Origin of the sequence: Brevundimonas sp. A19_0, assembly GCF_017744255.1 — a bacterium.
Classification (GTDB): Bacteria; Pseudomonadota; Alphaproteobacteria; order Caulobacterales; family Caulobacteraceae; genus Brevundimonas.
This window is the reverse complement of sequence record NZ_JAGHQP010000004.1, coordinates 95,386-110,383: the sequence shown is the minus strand read 5'-3', so window position 1 is coordinate 110,383 and position 14,998 is coordinate 95,386. Positions and strand designations below refer to the sequence as shown.

The 14,998-nt window shown below is 68.9% G+C and carries 14 protein-coding genes; 8 read left to right on the top strand and 6 right to left on the bottom strand.

All coding sequences use genetic code 11. The features are described from left to right. Nucleotides 1-3: 3 nt before the first annotated feature. Complete coding sequence (gene glnD, locus J7346_RS06135) at nucleotides 4-2,832, top strand: [protein-PII] uridylyltransferase (protein WP_209118809.1); 2,829 nt, start codon at nucleotides 4-6, stop codon at nucleotides 2,830-2,832. On the opposite strand, the gene rph is transcribed toward glnD, so the two are convergent. Beyond that, on the bottom strand, nucleotides 2,741-3,457 hold the full coding sequence (gene rph / locus J7346_RS06130; protein ID WP_209118807.1) for a ribonuclease PH: 717 nt from the start codon (nucleotides 3,455-3,457) through the stop codon (nucleotides 2,741-2,743). The genes glnD and rph overlap by 92 nt on opposite strands. 159 nt (nucleotides 3,458-3,616) lie before the next feature. On the opposite strand from rph, the gene J7346_RS06125 reads away from it, so the two are divergent. The 3 genes from J7346_RS06125 (at nucleotide 3,617) to grpE (ending at nucleotide 6,032) form a co-directional block, all read left to right on the top strand. Beyond that, nucleotides 3,617-4,192: a hypothetical protein gene (locus J7346_RS06125; RefSeq protein WP_209118805.1), complete on the top strand. Its 576-nt coding sequence runs from the start codon at nucleotides 3,617-3,619 to the stop codon at nucleotides 4,190-4,192. Nucleotides 4,193-4,254: 62 nt separating this feature from the next. Further along, entirely contained in the window at nucleotides 4,255-5,355 is a 1,101-nt protein-coding gene (gene hrcA, locus J7346_RS06120) for a heat-inducible transcriptional repressor HrcA (RefSeq protein ID WP_209118803.1), read from the top strand. Further along, nucleotides 5,352-6,032, top strand: coding sequence for a nucleotide exchange factor GrpE (gene grpE / locus J7346_RS06115; RefSeq protein WP_280636469.1), 681 nt, complete (start codon nucleotides 5,352-5,354; stop codon nucleotides 6,030-6,032). Before hrcA ends, grpE begins: the two co-directional genes overlap by 4 nt. Before the next feature lie 4 nt (nucleotides 6,033-6,036). Here the strand turns inward: grpE and J7346_RS06110 are convergent, their stop codons facing one another. Further along, nucleotides 6,037-6,939 carry a dienelactone hydrolase family protein gene (locus J7346_RS06110; protein WP_209118801.1) on the bottom strand — a complete coding sequence of 301 codons (903 nt, stop codon included), beginning with the start codon at nucleotides 6,937-6,939 and terminating at the stop codon, nucleotides 6,037-6,039. Between the two features lie 82 nt (nucleotides 6,940-7,021). After that, nucleotides 7,022-7,438: a hypothetical protein gene (locus J7346_RS06105; RefSeq protein ID WP_209118799.1), complete on the bottom strand. Its 417-nt coding sequence runs from the start codon at nucleotides 7,436-7,438 to the stop codon at nucleotides 7,022-7,024. A gap of 362 nt (nucleotides 7,439-7,800) precedes the next feature. On the opposite strand from J7346_RS06105, the gene dnaK reads away from it, so the two are divergent. The 4 genes from dnaK (at nucleotide 7,801) to J7346_RS06085 (ending at nucleotide 12,768) form a co-directional block, all read left to right on the top strand. Continuing rightward, nucleotides 7,801-9,714: a molecular chaperone DnaK gene (gene dnaK / locus J7346_RS06100; protein ID WP_209118797.1), complete on the top strand. Its 1,914-nt coding sequence runs from the start codon at nucleotides 7,801-7,803 to the stop codon at nucleotides 9,712-9,714. Nucleotides 9,715-9,902: 188 nt separating this feature from the next. Continuing rightward, complete coding sequence (gene dnaJ, locus J7346_RS06095; RefSeq protein WP_209118795.1) at nucleotides 9,903-11,111, top strand: molecular chaperone DnaJ; 1,209 nt, start codon at nucleotides 9,903-9,905, stop codon at nucleotides 11,109-11,111. Continuing rightward, on the top strand, nucleotides 11,108-11,857 hold the full coding sequence (gene dapB, locus J7346_RS06090) for a 4-hydroxy-tetrahydrodipicolinate reductase (RefSeq protein ID WP_348521461.1): 750 nt from the start codon (nucleotides 11,108-11,110) through the stop codon (nucleotides 11,855-11,857). Before dnaJ ends, dapB begins: the two co-directional genes overlap by 4 nt. Before the next feature lie 11 nt (nucleotides 11,858-11,868). Next, on the top strand, nucleotides 11,869-12,768 hold the full coding sequence (locus J7346_RS06085; protein ID WP_348521460.1) for a DMT family transporter: 900 nt from the start codon (nucleotides 11,869-11,871) through the stop codon (nucleotides 12,766-12,768). On the opposite strand, the gene J7346_RS06080 is transcribed toward J7346_RS06085, so the two are convergent. From J7346_RS06080 to coaBC, 3 genes are all read right to left on the bottom strand, one after another. After that, nucleotides 12,769-13,125: a hypothetical protein gene (locus J7346_RS06080; RefSeq protein ID WP_209118793.1), complete on the bottom strand. Its 357-nt coding sequence runs from the start codon at nucleotides 13,123-13,125 to the stop codon at nucleotides 12,769-12,771. Between the two features lie 82 nt (nucleotides 13,126-13,207). After that, nucleotides 13,208-13,657, bottom strand: a complete 450-nt coding sequence (gene dut / locus J7346_RS06075) for a dUTP diphosphatase (RefSeq protein WP_209118792.1) — start codon at nucleotides 13,655-13,657, stop codon at nucleotides 13,208-13,210. Next, the gene (coaBC, locus tag J7346_RS06070) at nucleotides 13,654-14,907 is read right to left on the bottom strand and encodes a bifunctional phosphopantothenoylcysteine decarboxylase/phosphopantothenate--cysteine ligase CoaBC (RefSeq protein WP_209118790.1); all 1,254 of its coding nucleotides are present in this window, start codon (nucleotides 14,905-14,907) and stop codon (nucleotides 13,654-13,656) included. Before coaBC ends, dut begins: the two co-directional genes overlap by 4 nt. Nucleotides 14,908-14,998: the final 91 nt, after the last annotated feature.

The following is a 14,998-nucleotide window of genomic DNA, read 5'->3' as shown; positions in this document are numbered from 1 at the left end:
CCCATGCCGTTCGAGGCCCCGCCCGCCGATCTGGATGACGCGACTGCGGCGGCGCTCGAGGCTGCGGCCGACGCCGCCAACCCTCGCGCGGCTATGGCCCCCGTGCTCTCTGAACTGCTCTCGGCCGGGCGGGCGCGGGCGGCGCAGCGTCTGGCGCAGGGCGCGGGCGGGGTGGATGTGGCGCGCCTCTATGCCCGGGCGGCGGACCAGATGGTCCAGGCCCTGTGGTGGGTGACCACCGAGCACCTGTTCCCCGCTCCCAATCCGACCGACGCCCAGCGCCTCGCCCTGCTGGCGGTCGGGGGCTACGGGCGCGGGGTGCTGGCGCCCCATTCCGACCTGGACCTGATGTTCCTCCGGCCGTGGAAATCGACGTCCCGCACCGAACAGGTGACCGAATTCGTCCTCTACGTGCTGTGGGATCTGGGGCTGAAGATCGGCAGTACCTCGCGGTCGATGGATGAGGCCCTGTCGGTCGGCAAGGCCGATATGACGGTGCGCACCGCCCTGCTGGAGGCCCGCCCCCTCGCCGGAGACGTTGATCTGGCCGAGGCCTTCCTGACCCGCTTTCGCCAGCAGGTGTCAAAGGCAGATCCCCGCCCCTTCATCGCCGCCAAACTGGCCGAGCGCGAGACCCGCCACCAGAAGGTCGGGGCGATCCGCTACCGGGTCGAACCGAACGTCAAGGACGGCAAGGGGGGCTTGCGCGACCTCAACTGCCTGTTCTGGATCGCCCGGGGACTGGCGCCCGACAGCCCGCTCGGAGAGGCGGCGCTGGAGGACCTGCTGACCCGGCGCGAGCGGCGGCTGTTTGCCGAGGCCTTTGATTTCCTGTGGCAGGTGCGCATCCACATGCACCGGATCACCGACCGGCCGGTCGAGGCCCTGACCTTTGACCTGCAGCCCGAGGTGGCGCGGCGGATGGGCTGGCGCGGCCGGGGCGACGAGCCGGCGGTCGAGCGCTTCATGCGACGCTACTTCCTTGTGGCGAGGGACGTAGGCGCCCTGACCCGGGCCATGAGCGCCCAGCTGGAGGCGCGCGAACAGAAGAAGGCCGGGGGGCTGGTGCGGGGCCTGTCGCGCCTGTGGTCCGGCCGGGGCAAGCCGCTGGACACGCCCGGCTTCCTGATCGACCGGGGCCGTCTGAGCGTGACCGGGCCGGAGGTGTTCGACGAGGACCCCGTGCGGCTGCTGACCCTGTTCGTCGAGGCGGACCGGCTGGATCTGGACCTGCACCCCGATGCCTTTGCCGCCGTCACCCGGTCGCTGCCGCGCATCACGCCACGCCTGCGTCGCGATCCGGAGGCCAGCCGCGCCTTCCTGACCATTCTGGCAAACGGCAAGCGCCCCTACCGGGTGCTCGGCATCATGAACGAGACAGGGCTTCTGGGGCGCTTCCTGCCGGAATGGGGGCGGATCGTCGGCCAGACCCAGTTCAACATGTACCACGCCTATACGGTCGACGAGCACACCCTGCAGGCCGTCGGCATCATCAATGACATCAAGCGCGGCAAGCTGAAGGACGACCATCCGCTGGCGTCGGAGATCATCCACCGGATCACCGACCCGGAAGTGCTGATGCTGGCCATGCTGCTGCACGATGTCGGCAAGGGCGGCGATCGCGGCCAGCTGGAGGACGGGGCGATCGCGGCCCGGCGGGCGTGCGAGCGGCTGGGCGTCGACAGCCGCCGGATCGAACTGGTCACCTGGCTGGTGCGGCACCACCTGGCCCTGTCCGACTATGCGCAGAAGCGCGATGTGACCGACCCCGACACGGTTCGCGCCTGCGCCGACCTGATGGGGGATCCCGAGCGGTTGCGGATGCTGCTGGTGCTGACGGCGGCCGACATCCGCGCCGTGGGGCCCGGGGTCTGGAACAACTGGAAGGGCCAGCTGCTGCGCGACCTGTATCGACGGGTGCTGGCGCTGTTCAAGGGCGAGACGGTCGACGAGCCCGACCCGCTGGAGGCCCATCCTGAACTGGTCGCACGGGCGCGCGAGAGCGGCGCGGCCGCCGACGTCATGGTCGACTGGGACACCGACCCCTCGGCCGAGCGCCAGCTGAAGGCGGTGGGCCGGCCGACGACCCGTGTGGCCGTGGCGGCTACCGACCGGCCGGGCCTGTTCGCGGCGCTGGCCCAGGCGCTGGCCCGGGCCGGGGCCGACATTGTGGGCGCCCGGGTCGCCACGGCACCCGAGGGTCTGGCGCTGGACGTCTTCGAGGTCCAGGACGGGGCGGGTCTGCCCTATGGCCAGGCCGAGCCCCGGCGGCTGGAGCGGCTGGTGCGGTCGCTGGAGGCCGCCGCCCGCGCCGTGCCCGAGGGCACCCCCGATGTGCCGGAAGGCGAGACCGTCCTGCCCTCGGTCAGCGCCCGGCGCGCGGCCTTTGACGTGCGGCCGGTGGTGATGATCGACCGGGAGGCCGTCAGCCACGCCGTGGTGATTGAGGTGTCGGGCGCCGACCGGCCCGGCCTGCTGGCCGAGCTGGCCGCCGCCATCGCCGCCGAGGGCCTGTCGCTGCGGTCGGCGCACGTGGCCAGCTTCGGCGAACGGGCGGTCGACGCCTTCTATGTGACCGATGCCAACGGGCGAAAGCCCATGCGCAAGGACCGGCTGGAACGGCTGGCACGGACGCTGGAGGCGGTTCTGGACCGGGCGCGCCTGCCCGAGCCCTCACCCGGTCAGCGCCCCATCATTCCCGTTCGGGCCAGTGTGCGCGACGTGTCGGACCTGGGGCCGCTCAGCGCCCGACGGCCTGCCGCTGAAGCTCGAAAAGGGTCTCGCAGCCCGAATGGGCCAGGGCGAACAGCCGGTCGAACTCGGCCCGGCTGAAGCCGCGCTTCTCGCCGGTCGCCTGGATTTCAACGATGCTGCCCGAGCCGGTCAGGACGAAGTTGGAATCCGCCTCGGCGCTCGAGTCCTCCTCATAGTCGAGGTCGAGAACCGGAACGTCGTTGAACACGCCGCACGACACGGCCGCGACCTGATCGGTCAGGGGATCGGTCTTCAGCACGCCCTCGGCCCGCAGATAGTCGAGCGCCGAGGCCAGGGCGACCCAGGCGCCGGTGATGGCGGCCGTTCGGGTGCCACCGTCGGCCTGGATGACGTCGCAGTCGAGGGTCACCTGACGCTCGCCCAGGGCCTTGAGGTCCACCACGGCCCGCAGGCTGCGGCCGATCAGGCGCTGGATTTCCTGGGTGCGGCCCGACTGCTTGCCCGAGGCGGCCTCGCGCCGGCCGCGGGTGTGGGTGGCGCGCGGCAGCATGCCGTATTCCGCCGTGACCCAGCCTTGCCCCTTGCCGCGCAGCCACGGCGGCAGGTGTTCCTCGACCGAGGCGGTGACCAGCACGCGGGTATTGCCGAACGCCACGAGGCAGGACCCCTCGGCATAGCGGTTGACGCCGGTTTCGAGCGTGACGGGGCGAAGCTGTTCGGGTGTGCGGTCGGAGGGGCGCATGCGATCTCTTTTGCGTCTTGGATGGGGTCGCGGGGGTGCTTAGCCCGGGCGCTTGTGTCTGTCCCCAATTTAACCTTGCACCAGCCTGAAATTTCAGATGACGCCGATACACCAGACAGCCTACACGTTAGTCGAAGGTCGGTCATTGGAGGGAAGGACATGAGTGAAAAGGCCCTGCTCAGCGCCGCTGTGCGTCTGGCTCTGGCGGTCAACAAGGCGACTGACGAGAATCTTCCGGAGTCCGTCGCAAACATCGTGAAGTTGCATTCGGGGATCGCTGTAGGTACGGCGCTGGTCCCCGTTCCAGGCGTCAATATCGTGGCCGGGGCAGGCAACATCTGGACGATGTATCTTCGCCTCAATGACGAGGTCGGCGTGCCTTTTAGTCAGAACGTGATCAAGAGCCTCGCTGTCGGAGTCCTCACCAATATCGGGGGTGCGGCTATCGGGGTGCTGCTTGTCGGCACGGCCTTGAGGTTTATTCCGGGCATCGGTTCGATCGGAGGAGCCGCTCTCACAGCAGGCGTAAGCTATGCCATAACGCTCGCGTCAGGCATCGTATACATGAACGCCCTTGCGAAGATCGTCGAGATGCAGAATGGCGGCCGTTCGGTCAGCGCAGAAGACCTCAAGGCTGCGCTGGACGAGGAACTGTCGCAGAAGGACATCATAAAGGATATCCTCAAACAGGCGCGCGACTCCTACAAGCGCGACAATCCTGATGGAAAGAGCTGAGCCAAGGGGGGGGGCGTCGAGACCCGCTTGAGGCTCATGCCGCCGAAAAAGACAGTTGTGCCGTGTCAGACTCCAGCCTCGCTCCCATTCTCCACCATTCTGTTGGACTGACGACTCTCGACGCCCGGGCGCGCGACATCTTCCGCAGCATCGTCGAGACCTATCTGGAGACCGGCGAGCCCGTAGGCTCGCGCACCCTGTCACGCGGGCCCATCGCCCTGTCGCCGGCATCGATCCGCAACACCATGCAGGACCTGACGCTGGCGGGGCTGCTGGCCTCGCCGCACACCTCGTCCGGACGGGTGCCGACCCATGCGGGCCTGCGGCTGTTCGTCGACGGCCTGCTGGAGATCGGCGACGTCGGCTCGGAAGAACGGCGCGAGATCGATGCGCGGCTGGCGGGGCTGGGGCGGCCCGGCGGTCGGCTGGATTTCGACCAGGCGCTGAACGAGGCGTCCGCCCTGCTCTCCGGACTGGCCGGGGGCGCCGGGATCGTCGCCAGTCCTGTGCGCGACACCGGCGTCAAGCACGTCGAATTCGTGGCGCTGGGCCATGACCAGGCGCTGGCCATTCTGGTGGCCGAGGACGGGCAGGTCGAGAACCGGCTGATGCCGATGGGCCCCGGCATGACGCCGTCGACCCTGCAGGAGGCCTCCAACTTCCTGAATGCCCGGCTGAAGGGGCGGTCGCTCACCGAGGCGCGCGGCGAAATGGGCGAGGAGCTGAAATCGGCGCGTCAGGCGCTGGATGCGGCGGCCGCCCGGCTGGTCGAGGACGGCATGGCCGCATGGTCCGGGGCCGCCGGCGAGCGCTCGCTGATCGTGCGGGGCCGGGCCAATCTGTTGCAGGACCGCGAGGCCCTGGAGGATCTGGACCGGGTGCGGGTGCTGTTCGACGATCTGGAACAGAAGGAACAGCTGATCGGCCTTCTGGACGGGGTCGCCGACGCCCAGGGGGTGCGCATCTTCATCGGGGCCGAGACACGACTGTTTTCACTTTCGGGTTCCTCTGTGATCGCGGCGCCCTATATGACGGGACGCCAGAGGGTGCTGGGCGCGGTCGGCGTGATCGGTCCCACCCGGCTGAACTATGCCAGGATCATTCCGTTGGTGGACTACACCGCCCGCGTACTGACCCGACTGTTTGACGGACAAGAGCCTTGAACGACACACCGCACGACCCCGAGACCGACGAATTCGACGACCTGAACGGCATCGATCCGGCCGATGAGGCCGACGCCGAGGCCGGGCTGAACGCCGATCCCGCCCATACAGGGGTGGGCATGGACAACCTCGACGTCATCATCGACGAGCGCGACCAGTGGAAGGATCGCGCCCTGCGCGCCGTGGCCGAGGTCGAGAACATCAAGCGCCGGGCCGAGACCCAGAACAACGACGCCCGGGCCTATGCCATCCAGCGCTTTGCGCGCGACCTGCTGGGCGTGGCCGACAACCTCGAGCGCGCCCTCCAGGCGGCCCCCAAGGATGCCGACGGCGCCGCCGCCGGTCTGGTCACGGGGCTGGAACTGACGCAGAAGTCGCTGCTGTCCGCCTTTGCCAGCAACAATCTGGTGCGCGTGGCCCCCGAGGCCGGCGAGGCCTTCGACCCGCACCTGCATCAGGCCATGATGGAGCAACCGTCGGACACGGTGGCAGGCGGAGCGGTCATCCAGACCCTGCAGGCCGGCTACGCCCTGTTCGGACGCACGGTACGCCCGGCCATGGTGGTCGTCGCGGCCAAGGGATCGGGCGCCCACGCCGGACCCACGCCATCGGAAGCGGCCCATGCCTATGAGGGGCCGGCCAGCCCCACCGGTGGCGCCCACGACTCCAAGGCCTGACCCGTCAGGACTTGAGGCGGGCCTCGAACAGGTCGAGCAGTTTTTGCCAGCCGTCGGCCGCCGCGTCCGCCTTGTAGCTGGCGCGGTAGTCAGCGTGGAATCCGTGCTGGGCGCCGTCATAGACGTCGATCCGGCTGTCCGTGCGGCCGGCCCTTTGCAGGGCCTGTCGCATGAGCTCGACGCTTTCCAGCGGAATGCCCCGGTCCAGCTGGCCATAAAGGCCGAGCACCGGCGCCTTGAGATCGGCCGCCAGATCGACGGGCCAGGGCTGGCCGCCGGCGATCTGATCGGGCGTGGCGTCGGCGGGCGGGGCCAGCCGGCCGTACCAGGCGACCCCGGCATCGATCACAGCAAAGCGGGCGCAGGCCTGCCAGACCACCTTGCCGCCCCAGCAGAAGCCGGTGATGCCGACCTTGTCTGCCCGGGCCCACAGCTGGCGCGACAGCCATTCCAGTCCCGCCGAGATGTCGCCCATCACCTGTTCATAGCCCGCCTGTCCCACGATCTGCTGGATGCGGGAGAAGTCGGTGAGCGGTGCCGGGTCCTCGACCCGCACGAAGAAGGCCGGCGCCATGGCCGCATAGCCCGCCTTGGCCAGCCGTCGGCAGATGTCGCGGATATAGTCGTGGACCCCGAAGATCTCGGAGGCGACGATCACCACCGGAAACGGGCCATCGCCCTCGGGCCGCGCCACATAGGCCGGCAGGTCGAAGCCGTCCTGGGCCTCATAATGGATGGTTTCGGTGACCAGGCCCTCGCTGTCGGTGACGATCGGCGTGGCGTCCTGGGCCAGGGCCGCCGGCGCATAGCCCGCGAACATCAGCCCGGCCAGCCCGCCCGTCGCCAGCGCCCGGCGACTGAAACGGAAATCCTGATCGGCGGGGCCTTCGGGGCGGGTCAGTCGCATCGGACGGTCTCCTCAAGGTCAGGGAGCGAGCCTGCGCCCTGCGCCCCGGGACGTCCAGTCACGATCGGCTCAGCCGCCCGGGTCAGCGGGTGAAATAATAGTCCGCGATGCGGCAGACGTTGACGCCGACCCGCTCCAGCCGCTCGCCGTTCGAGAACTCGGCCCGGATCACATAGACGCAGGTGCCCGCCCCGTTATCGATGTCGATCACGGCGCTGTCGCCCGTGGCCAGCACTTCGGGCACCAGCAGGTCCCCCCGCCAGTCGGCGCGGGCCGGATCGGCGGCATACAGGCTGATGATGGTCCAGCCGGTCTGGTTGTGAACCCGGACCCGGCGGTTCTGGCCGTCGTTCGAGGGCTGGGCGCCCCGGGTGCCGCGCGACGGTTCGCCCGACTGGGCCCACCCCAGGGCCGGCGCCGCCGCGAGGGAGGCGATCAGGGCCAAAAGGCCGGCCATGCGGGCCTGTCGCAGGGGGAGGCGACGGAAGAAGCGGTTCATGAGGGCACTGTCCCTGCATCAGTATGGGGCCGGAAACGGGGATTTCCGGACGACACGACCTGTCTAGGTTGTCTCCATACTGCCGTCCAGCGCGGGCGGGGGCACCTGACGGACCCTGACTATCGAGGCCTCCCCTTGGCGGCACGATCCGCAGAAAGGGGCTTGCGGGTGACCCCGCGCTTCCCATATCGGCATCAGCCGGTTCAAAGCCCCTTGTCCTTCTGGGGATTTGTCCCGATCCACATCCGTCGGTCGCGCCACAGCCCGTGCGCGTTGTCCGGCCCAACCCCACGGGGGTGGTTGACAGGGGCGCTCAGCCGAGGCCCGGAACCACCCGCCGAACAGGAGTAGACAGAAAGCCCATGAGCAAGATCATCGGCATCGACCTCGGTACCACCAACTCGTGCGTCGCCGTCATGGACGGCAAGAACCCGAAGGTGATCGAAAACGCCGAGGGCAACCGCACCACCCCGTCGGTTGTGGCGATCCAGGACGGCGGCGAGGTGCTGGTCGGCCAGCCCGCACGTCGTCAGGCCGTGACCAATCCGGCCAACACCTTCTTCGCCATCAAGCGCCTGATCGGCCGCAACTTCGATGATCCGGTGGTGGCCAAGGACAAGGGCATGGTGCCCTATGAGATCGTCAAGGGCCCGAACGGCGACGCCTGGGTGCGCGCCCACGGCAAGGATTATTCGCCCCAGCAGGTGTCGGCCTTCACCCTTCAGAAGATGAAGGAAGCGGCCGAGGCCTATCTGGGCGAGAAGGTCGACAAGGCGGTCATCACCGTCCCGGCCTATTTCAACGACAGCCAGCGTCAGGCGACCAAGGATGCGGGCAAGATCGCCGGCCTCGAGGTGTTGCGCATCATCAACGAGCCGACGGCGGCGGCGCTCGCCTATGGTCTCGAGAAGAACGACGGCCAGAAGATCGCGGTCTACGACCTGGGCGGCGGCACCTTCGACGTCTCGATCCTCGAGATCGGCGACGGCGTGTTCGAGGTGAAGTCGACCAATGGCGACACCTTCCTCGGCGGTGAGGACTTCGACCTGCGTCTGGTCGACTACCTGGCCGACGAGTTCAAGAAGGAGCAGGGCGTCGACCTTCGCCAGGACAAGCTGGCCCTGCAGCGCCTGAAGGAAGAGGCCGAAAAGGCCAAGAAGGAGCTGTCCTCGACCAGCCAGTACGAGGTCAACCTGCCCTTCATCACCATGAATGCGTCGGGCCCGCTGCACCTGAACATCAAGCTCAGCCGCTCGAAGCTGGAAGCCCTGGTCGAGGATCTGGTCCAGCGCACCATCGCCCCGTGCGAGAAGGCGCTGAAGGATGCCGGCCTGAAGGCGGCGGACATCGACGAAGTGGTTCTGGTGGGCGGCATGACCCGCATGCCCATGGTCCAGGAAGCCGTGAAGAAATTCTTCGGCAAGGAGCCGCACAAGGGGGTCAACCCCGATGAGGTCGTGGCGCTGGGCGCCGCCGTCCAGGCGGGCGTGCTGCAAGGCGACGTCAAGGATGTGCTGCTGCTGGACGTGACGCCGCTGACCCTGGGCATCGAAACCCTGGGTGGTGTCTTCACCCCGCTGATCGAGCGCAACACCACCATCCCGACCAAGAAGAGCCAGACCTTCTCGACCGCCGAGGACAACCAGTCGGCCGTGACCATCCGGGTGTTCCAGGGCGAGCGGCCGATGGCGGCGGACAACAAACTGCTGGGCCAGTTCGACCTGATGGGTATTCCGCCGGCCCCGCGCGGCATGCCGCAGGTCGAGGTGACGTTCGACATCGACGCCAACGGCATCGTGCACGTCTCGGCCAAGGACAAGGCGACCAACAAGGAACAGTCGATCCGCATCCAGGCCAATGGCGGTCTGTCGGATGACGACATCGACAAGATGGTCAAGGAAGCCGAGGCCAATGCCGCGGCCGACAAGGAGCGCAAGGAAAAGGTCGAGGCCCAGAATTCGGCCGACAGCCTGATCCACTCGACCGAGAAGGCCCTGTCCGAGCACGGCGACAAGGTGGCCGAGGCCGACAAGGCCGCCATCCAGTCCGCTCTGGATGAGCTGAAGGCCGCCCGCGAGACTGCCAGCGCCGAGGACCTGCGCGCCAAGACCACGGCCCTGGCCCAGGCGTCGATGAAGCTGGGCGAGGCCATGTACGCGGCCCAGCAGGGCGGCGAGGCCGGTGGCGACGACGCGGCGGCTCCGGCCGATGACGGCGTGGTCGATGCCGAATTCGAGGAAGTCTCGGGCGACGAGGCTGACAAGAAGGCCGACTGACGTCCCCTTCCCCGACCGGGGGAAGGTCTGAACCTTGCGGCCCCGCTTGTCAGACGGCAGGCGGGGCCGTTTCATAAAACTTGCATCATGCGACCAGAGCCCCATGTCTGTCGCAGGATCGGTTTCCGGTCAGCGCCCGGCCAAGAGGCGCGACTGGATCGAAACGGGATAATGAGGACCACGGCCTGATGGCGCAGCGTGACTATTACGAGATCCTGGGGGTCGAGCGTACGATCGACGCCGCCGGATTGAAGGCAGCCTATCGCAAGCTGGCCATGCAGCATCACCCGGACCGCAACGGGGGCTGCGAGGAGTCGGCGACCCGCTTCAAGGAAGTGTCCGAGGCCTATGCCGTGCTGTCGGACGACCAGAAGCGGGCCGCCTATGACCGGTTCGGCCACGACGGCGTCAACGACGGCGGCGGCCAGGGGCCGTTCGGTCGCGGCGGCGCGGGCTTTGCCGATGTGAACGACATCTTCGAACAGGTGTTCGGCGACGCCTTTGGCGATGTGTTCGGCGGTCGCGGGCGGACCAGCGGTGGCCCCCGCCGGGGCTCGGACCTGCGCTATGACCTCGAGATCGCCCTCGAGGACGCCTATCGCGGCACCGACGTCGAAATCTCGTTCCCGACCACCGCCACCTGCGACACCTGCGAAGGGTCCGGCGCCAGGCCCGGGACCCAGCCGGTCACCTGCTCGACCTGTCAGGGCGCGGGACGTGTGCGCCAGGCCAACGGCTTCTTCCAGGTCGAACGCACCTGTCCCCACTGTGGCGGGGCGGGCAAGCGCGTGGCCGAGGCCTGTGGCACCTGTCGTGGCCAGGGTCAGGTGCGCCGCTCGCGGACCCTGTCGCTCAAGGTGCCGGCGGGCGTCGACGACGGCTCGCGCATCCGCCTGACCGGCGAGGGCGATGTCGGCCTGCGCGGCGGACCGCGCGGCGACCTCTATGTCTTCATCTCGGTCACGCCGCATGAACTGTTCGAGCGGGACAATCTGGACCTGCTGGTGACCGTGCCGGTGCCGATGACGGTGGCGGCACTGGGCGGGGCGATCGACGCCCCCTGTCTGGTCTCCGAGGCCTGTGACGGCCGCTGCAAGGCCCCCGTACAGGTGCCGGCCGGCGCCCAGACCGGCAAGACCATCCGCATCAAGGGCAAGGGCATGCCGCACCTGAACGGCAAGGCCCGCGGGGATCTGGTGGTTGAACTGTTCGTCGAGACGCCGTCGGACCTGACGCCCCGCCAGAAGGAGCTGATGCAGGAGCTGGCCCAGTCGTTCGGCGAGGACCAGAACCCGCGCAACTCCAGCTTTGCCGGCAAGGCCAAGCGCTTCTGGGCCGATATTCTGGGCGGAGACGGTGACGGGCCGGGCCCGTCCTCGCGGGAGTCCGCCGCGTGAACGCCCTGTTCCACGCCGGGATTTCCGGCGCGCGCGGGCGGATGGGACGGGCGGTCAGCCAGGTTCTGGACGCGCGCAAGGATGTGGTGGTCGCCGCCCGGTTCGACCGGGGCGAGGCGCCCGACCTGTCGCTGTGCGACGTCATCATCGATTTCTCCACGCCCGAGGCCTCGGTCGAACTGGCCGAGCGCTGCGCCGAGGCCGGTGGCCCCGCGCTGGTGATCGGTTCGACCGGCCTGTCGCCCGAGGAAGAGGCCCGCATCGAGGCGGCCGCCGACAAGGTGGCCATCGTCCGCAGCGGCAATTTTTCGCTGGGCGTCAACATCCTGATCGGACTGGTCGAGCATGCGGCCCAGCGGCTGGACGCGCGCGACTGGGACATCGAGGTGCTGGAATCCCATCATCGCCGGAAGGTCGACGCCCCGTCGGGCACGGCCCTGATGCTGGGCGAGGCCGCCGCCAGCGGCCGCAATGTCGAGCTGGACGATGTGCGGGCCGCGCCGCGCAACGGCGTGGGCGAACCCCGTGCCGAGGGCGAGATCGGCTTTGCCGCGCTGCGGGCCGGCGGGATCATCGGCGAGCATTCGGTGATCTTTGCCTCGGACGACGAGGTGCTGACCCTCAGCCATTCGGCCATCGACCGGTCCCTGTTCGCCAAGGGCGCCGTGGCCGCCGCGGCCTGGGTGCGCAATCGCCGCCCGGGTCTCTATGACATGCAGGACGTGCTGGGCTTCCGCCAGGCCTGAAGGGAGACGCCGTGATCCGGCTGGAGGGCATCACGGGCGGCATCCTGCTGAGGATTCTCGCGGCCGGCAGTTTTTCGCTGATGTCCGGCCTGATGAAGCTGGCGGCCGAGGCCGGGGTTTCGGCGCCGGAGATGGTCTTCTATCGCGCCCTTTTCGGCCTGCCGGTGGTGCTGATCTGGGTGCTGGCCGGGCCGGGGATCGGCGCCATCACCACGCGGCGCCCGCTGATGCATCTGTGGCGCTGTGCGCTGGGCGTCACCGGCATCCTCTGCCTGTTTCAGGGGCTGAGCCTGCTGCCGCTGGCCGAGGCGACGACACTGGGCTTCACCGCCCCCATGTTCGCCACCCTGTTGTCCTTCCTGTTCCTGAAAGAGACGGTCGGCTGGCACCGCTGGCTGGCCGTGCTGGTGGGCTTTGTCGGGGTGATGGTGGTGATGCGGCCCGGCGGCGACCCCCTGCCCGCGCTGGGCGTGGCCTTTGCCCTTGTGGGGGCCGGCTTCTCGGCCGGAGTGACGGTGACCCTGCGCCATCTCAGCAAGACCGAACATGTCGCGGCGATTGTCTTCTGGTTCTTCATCGCCTGCGCCGTCGCGGGCGCGGTCCTGCTGCCCGCGTTCGGCAGTCTGCATGCGCCCCTCGCCTTTGCCTTCCTCGCAGGCGGCGGCATGGCCGGTGGGGTGGCCCAGCTGGCCATGACCGAGTCGCTCCGGCTGGCCCCGGTGTCGGCGGTCACGCCCTTCGACTATCTGCAGATCGCGGGCGCGGTCCTGTTCGGCTGGCTGGCCCTGTCGGTGGCGCCCTCCTGGTCGGCGCTGGCCGGGGCCGCCCTGATCGTGGGCAGCGGGCTCTATACGGCCTGGCGCGAGCAGGTGCGGCGCCGCGCGGTCACGGCGCCCGCACCTCCGCTCTGATCAGTGCGCGTGGGCGTGCCGGCGCCCGAAGATCAGCGACTTCAGGAAGAAGAACAGGGCGATGACGATGGCATAGCCCAGGAAGAGGGCGAACAGCGCCAGCCAGAAGTCCAGCGTCAGGATATCCGGCAGGACGAAGGCGCCTCCGTCCAGAACGGGGCGGACCACATTGATCACCACATGGATGAAGGCCGCCGCCAGGGCCGTGGGGAACAGCCTGCCCCAGCTGGCCATGAGGATGGCGGCGATCGCGGCGATGATCAGGCCCAGCACCTGATTGACGCCGTCAAAGCCGCCCTCGGCGAGCGCGAAGATGCCCGTCAGCAGGTTTCCGATCTGGTCCAGCAGGCCGTCCATATGCCCTCTCCTTGCGTGCTGCGACCCCGGGAACGGGGCCCGTTACCGTCAAGGTTAACACCGTTACGCCGGTTTGGCTCCCTCAGCGCCCGGTGGAGCCGAAGCCGCCTGCGCCGCGGGCCGTGTCATCAAGACTGTCGACCACCTGCCATTCGGCCCGCTCGTGGGCGGCAATGACCATCTGGGCGATGCGCTCGCCCCGGCGGATGACGAAGGGCTCGCGGCCCAGATTGGCCAGGATGACGCCCACCTCGCCGCGATAGTCGCTGTCGATGGTACCGGGGCTGTTCAGACAGGTGATGCCGGCCTTGAGCGCCAAACCCGAGCGGGGGCGGACCTGGGCCTCGAACCCTTGCGGCACGGCGATCTTCAGCCCCGTCGGCACGAGGGCCCGCGCCCCCGCTTCCAGCACCATGGGCTGGTCCTCGGGCACCGCCGCGCGCAGATCCATGCCGGCCGCGCCCGCCGTCTCATAGGCCGGCAGGGGCAGGCCCTCGGCGTGGGGCAGTTGCACGAGCGCGATACGGGTCATGAAGCCTCTTTCTTGAAATGGACGGCCACGGCATGGACCAGACGGTCGGCCACGGCGGTCTTGGTGGTCTCGGGCCAGGGGTCGGGCGTCTGTCCCTTGCGGAACAGCATCACCCGGGTCTCGTCGGCGCCGAAGACGCCTTCGGACACATCATTGCCGACGATCCAGTCACAGCCCTTGGTCTCCAGCTTGGCCGCGGCGCGCCGCTCCAGCTCGCCGGTTTCGGCGGCGAAGCCGATGACCAGCGCGGGTCGGTGATCGGGATGGCGGGACAGGGCCTTCAGGATGTCCGGGTTCTCGACCAGGGTCAGGGTCGGCGGGCCCTCTCCCGGCTGCTTTTTGATCTTCCTGTCGGCGGCATCCGCCACGCGCCAGTCCGAGACGGCCGCGGTCAGGACGGCGAGGTCGGCGGGCAGGGCGGCCTCGACCGCCGCCAGCATCTGGTCGGCCGTCTCGACCGACACCCGGTCAACGCCGGTGGGCGTGCCCAGTCCCACCGGCCCGGACACCAGCGTGACCCGCGCGCCCGCGCGGGCCAACGCTCCGGCGATGGCATAGCCCTGTTTCCCGCTGGACCGGTTGGTCAGGCCTCGTACGGGGTCGATGGGCTCGAAGGTCGGGCCGGCGGTGACCAAGGCGTGTCGCCCGGCCAGCGGGCGGTCGCCCGATCCGGCCTTGCCGTCATGGGTCAGGATGGCCGCCAGAATGGCCGCCGGCTCGGCCATGCGCCCGGGACCGTATTCGCCGCAGGCCATTTCCCCGTCGTCGGGTCCGACCACAGTATAGCGGGGCTCGGAAAAGGCCCTGACCGTCGCCAGATTGGCCTGCACCGCCGGGTGCAGCCACATACGCACATTCATGGCGGGCGCCAGCAGCACCGGGGCGTCGGTGGCGATCAATGTGGTCGAGGCCAGGTCGTCAGCAGCCCCCGTCGCAGCCTTGGCCAGCAGGCCCGCGGTCGCGGGCGCCACGACGATCAGGTCGGCCCACCGCGACAGCTCGATATGGCCCATGGCGGTCTCATCCTCGGACGAGAAAAGGTCCTGGCGCACGGCACTGCCGGTCAGCGCCGCCAGCGACAGGGGGGTGACGAACTCGGCGCCCGAGCGGGTCAGGACGGCCTTCACCTCCAGCCCGGCCTTGCGCATCAGCCGGACCAGCTCCAGCGCCTTGTAGGCGGCGATGCCGCCGCCCACGATCAGCAGGACGCGGCGGACGCGGGGAGTGTGGGGTGCCTCAACTGCCGTCATGCGCCACCCTTAGCCGCCCCCCCGCCCGTCGTCGAGCGCCGGACAGCTTGCGATACCCGCGCTCGAAGAACAGAACATTGCAAGAACATAA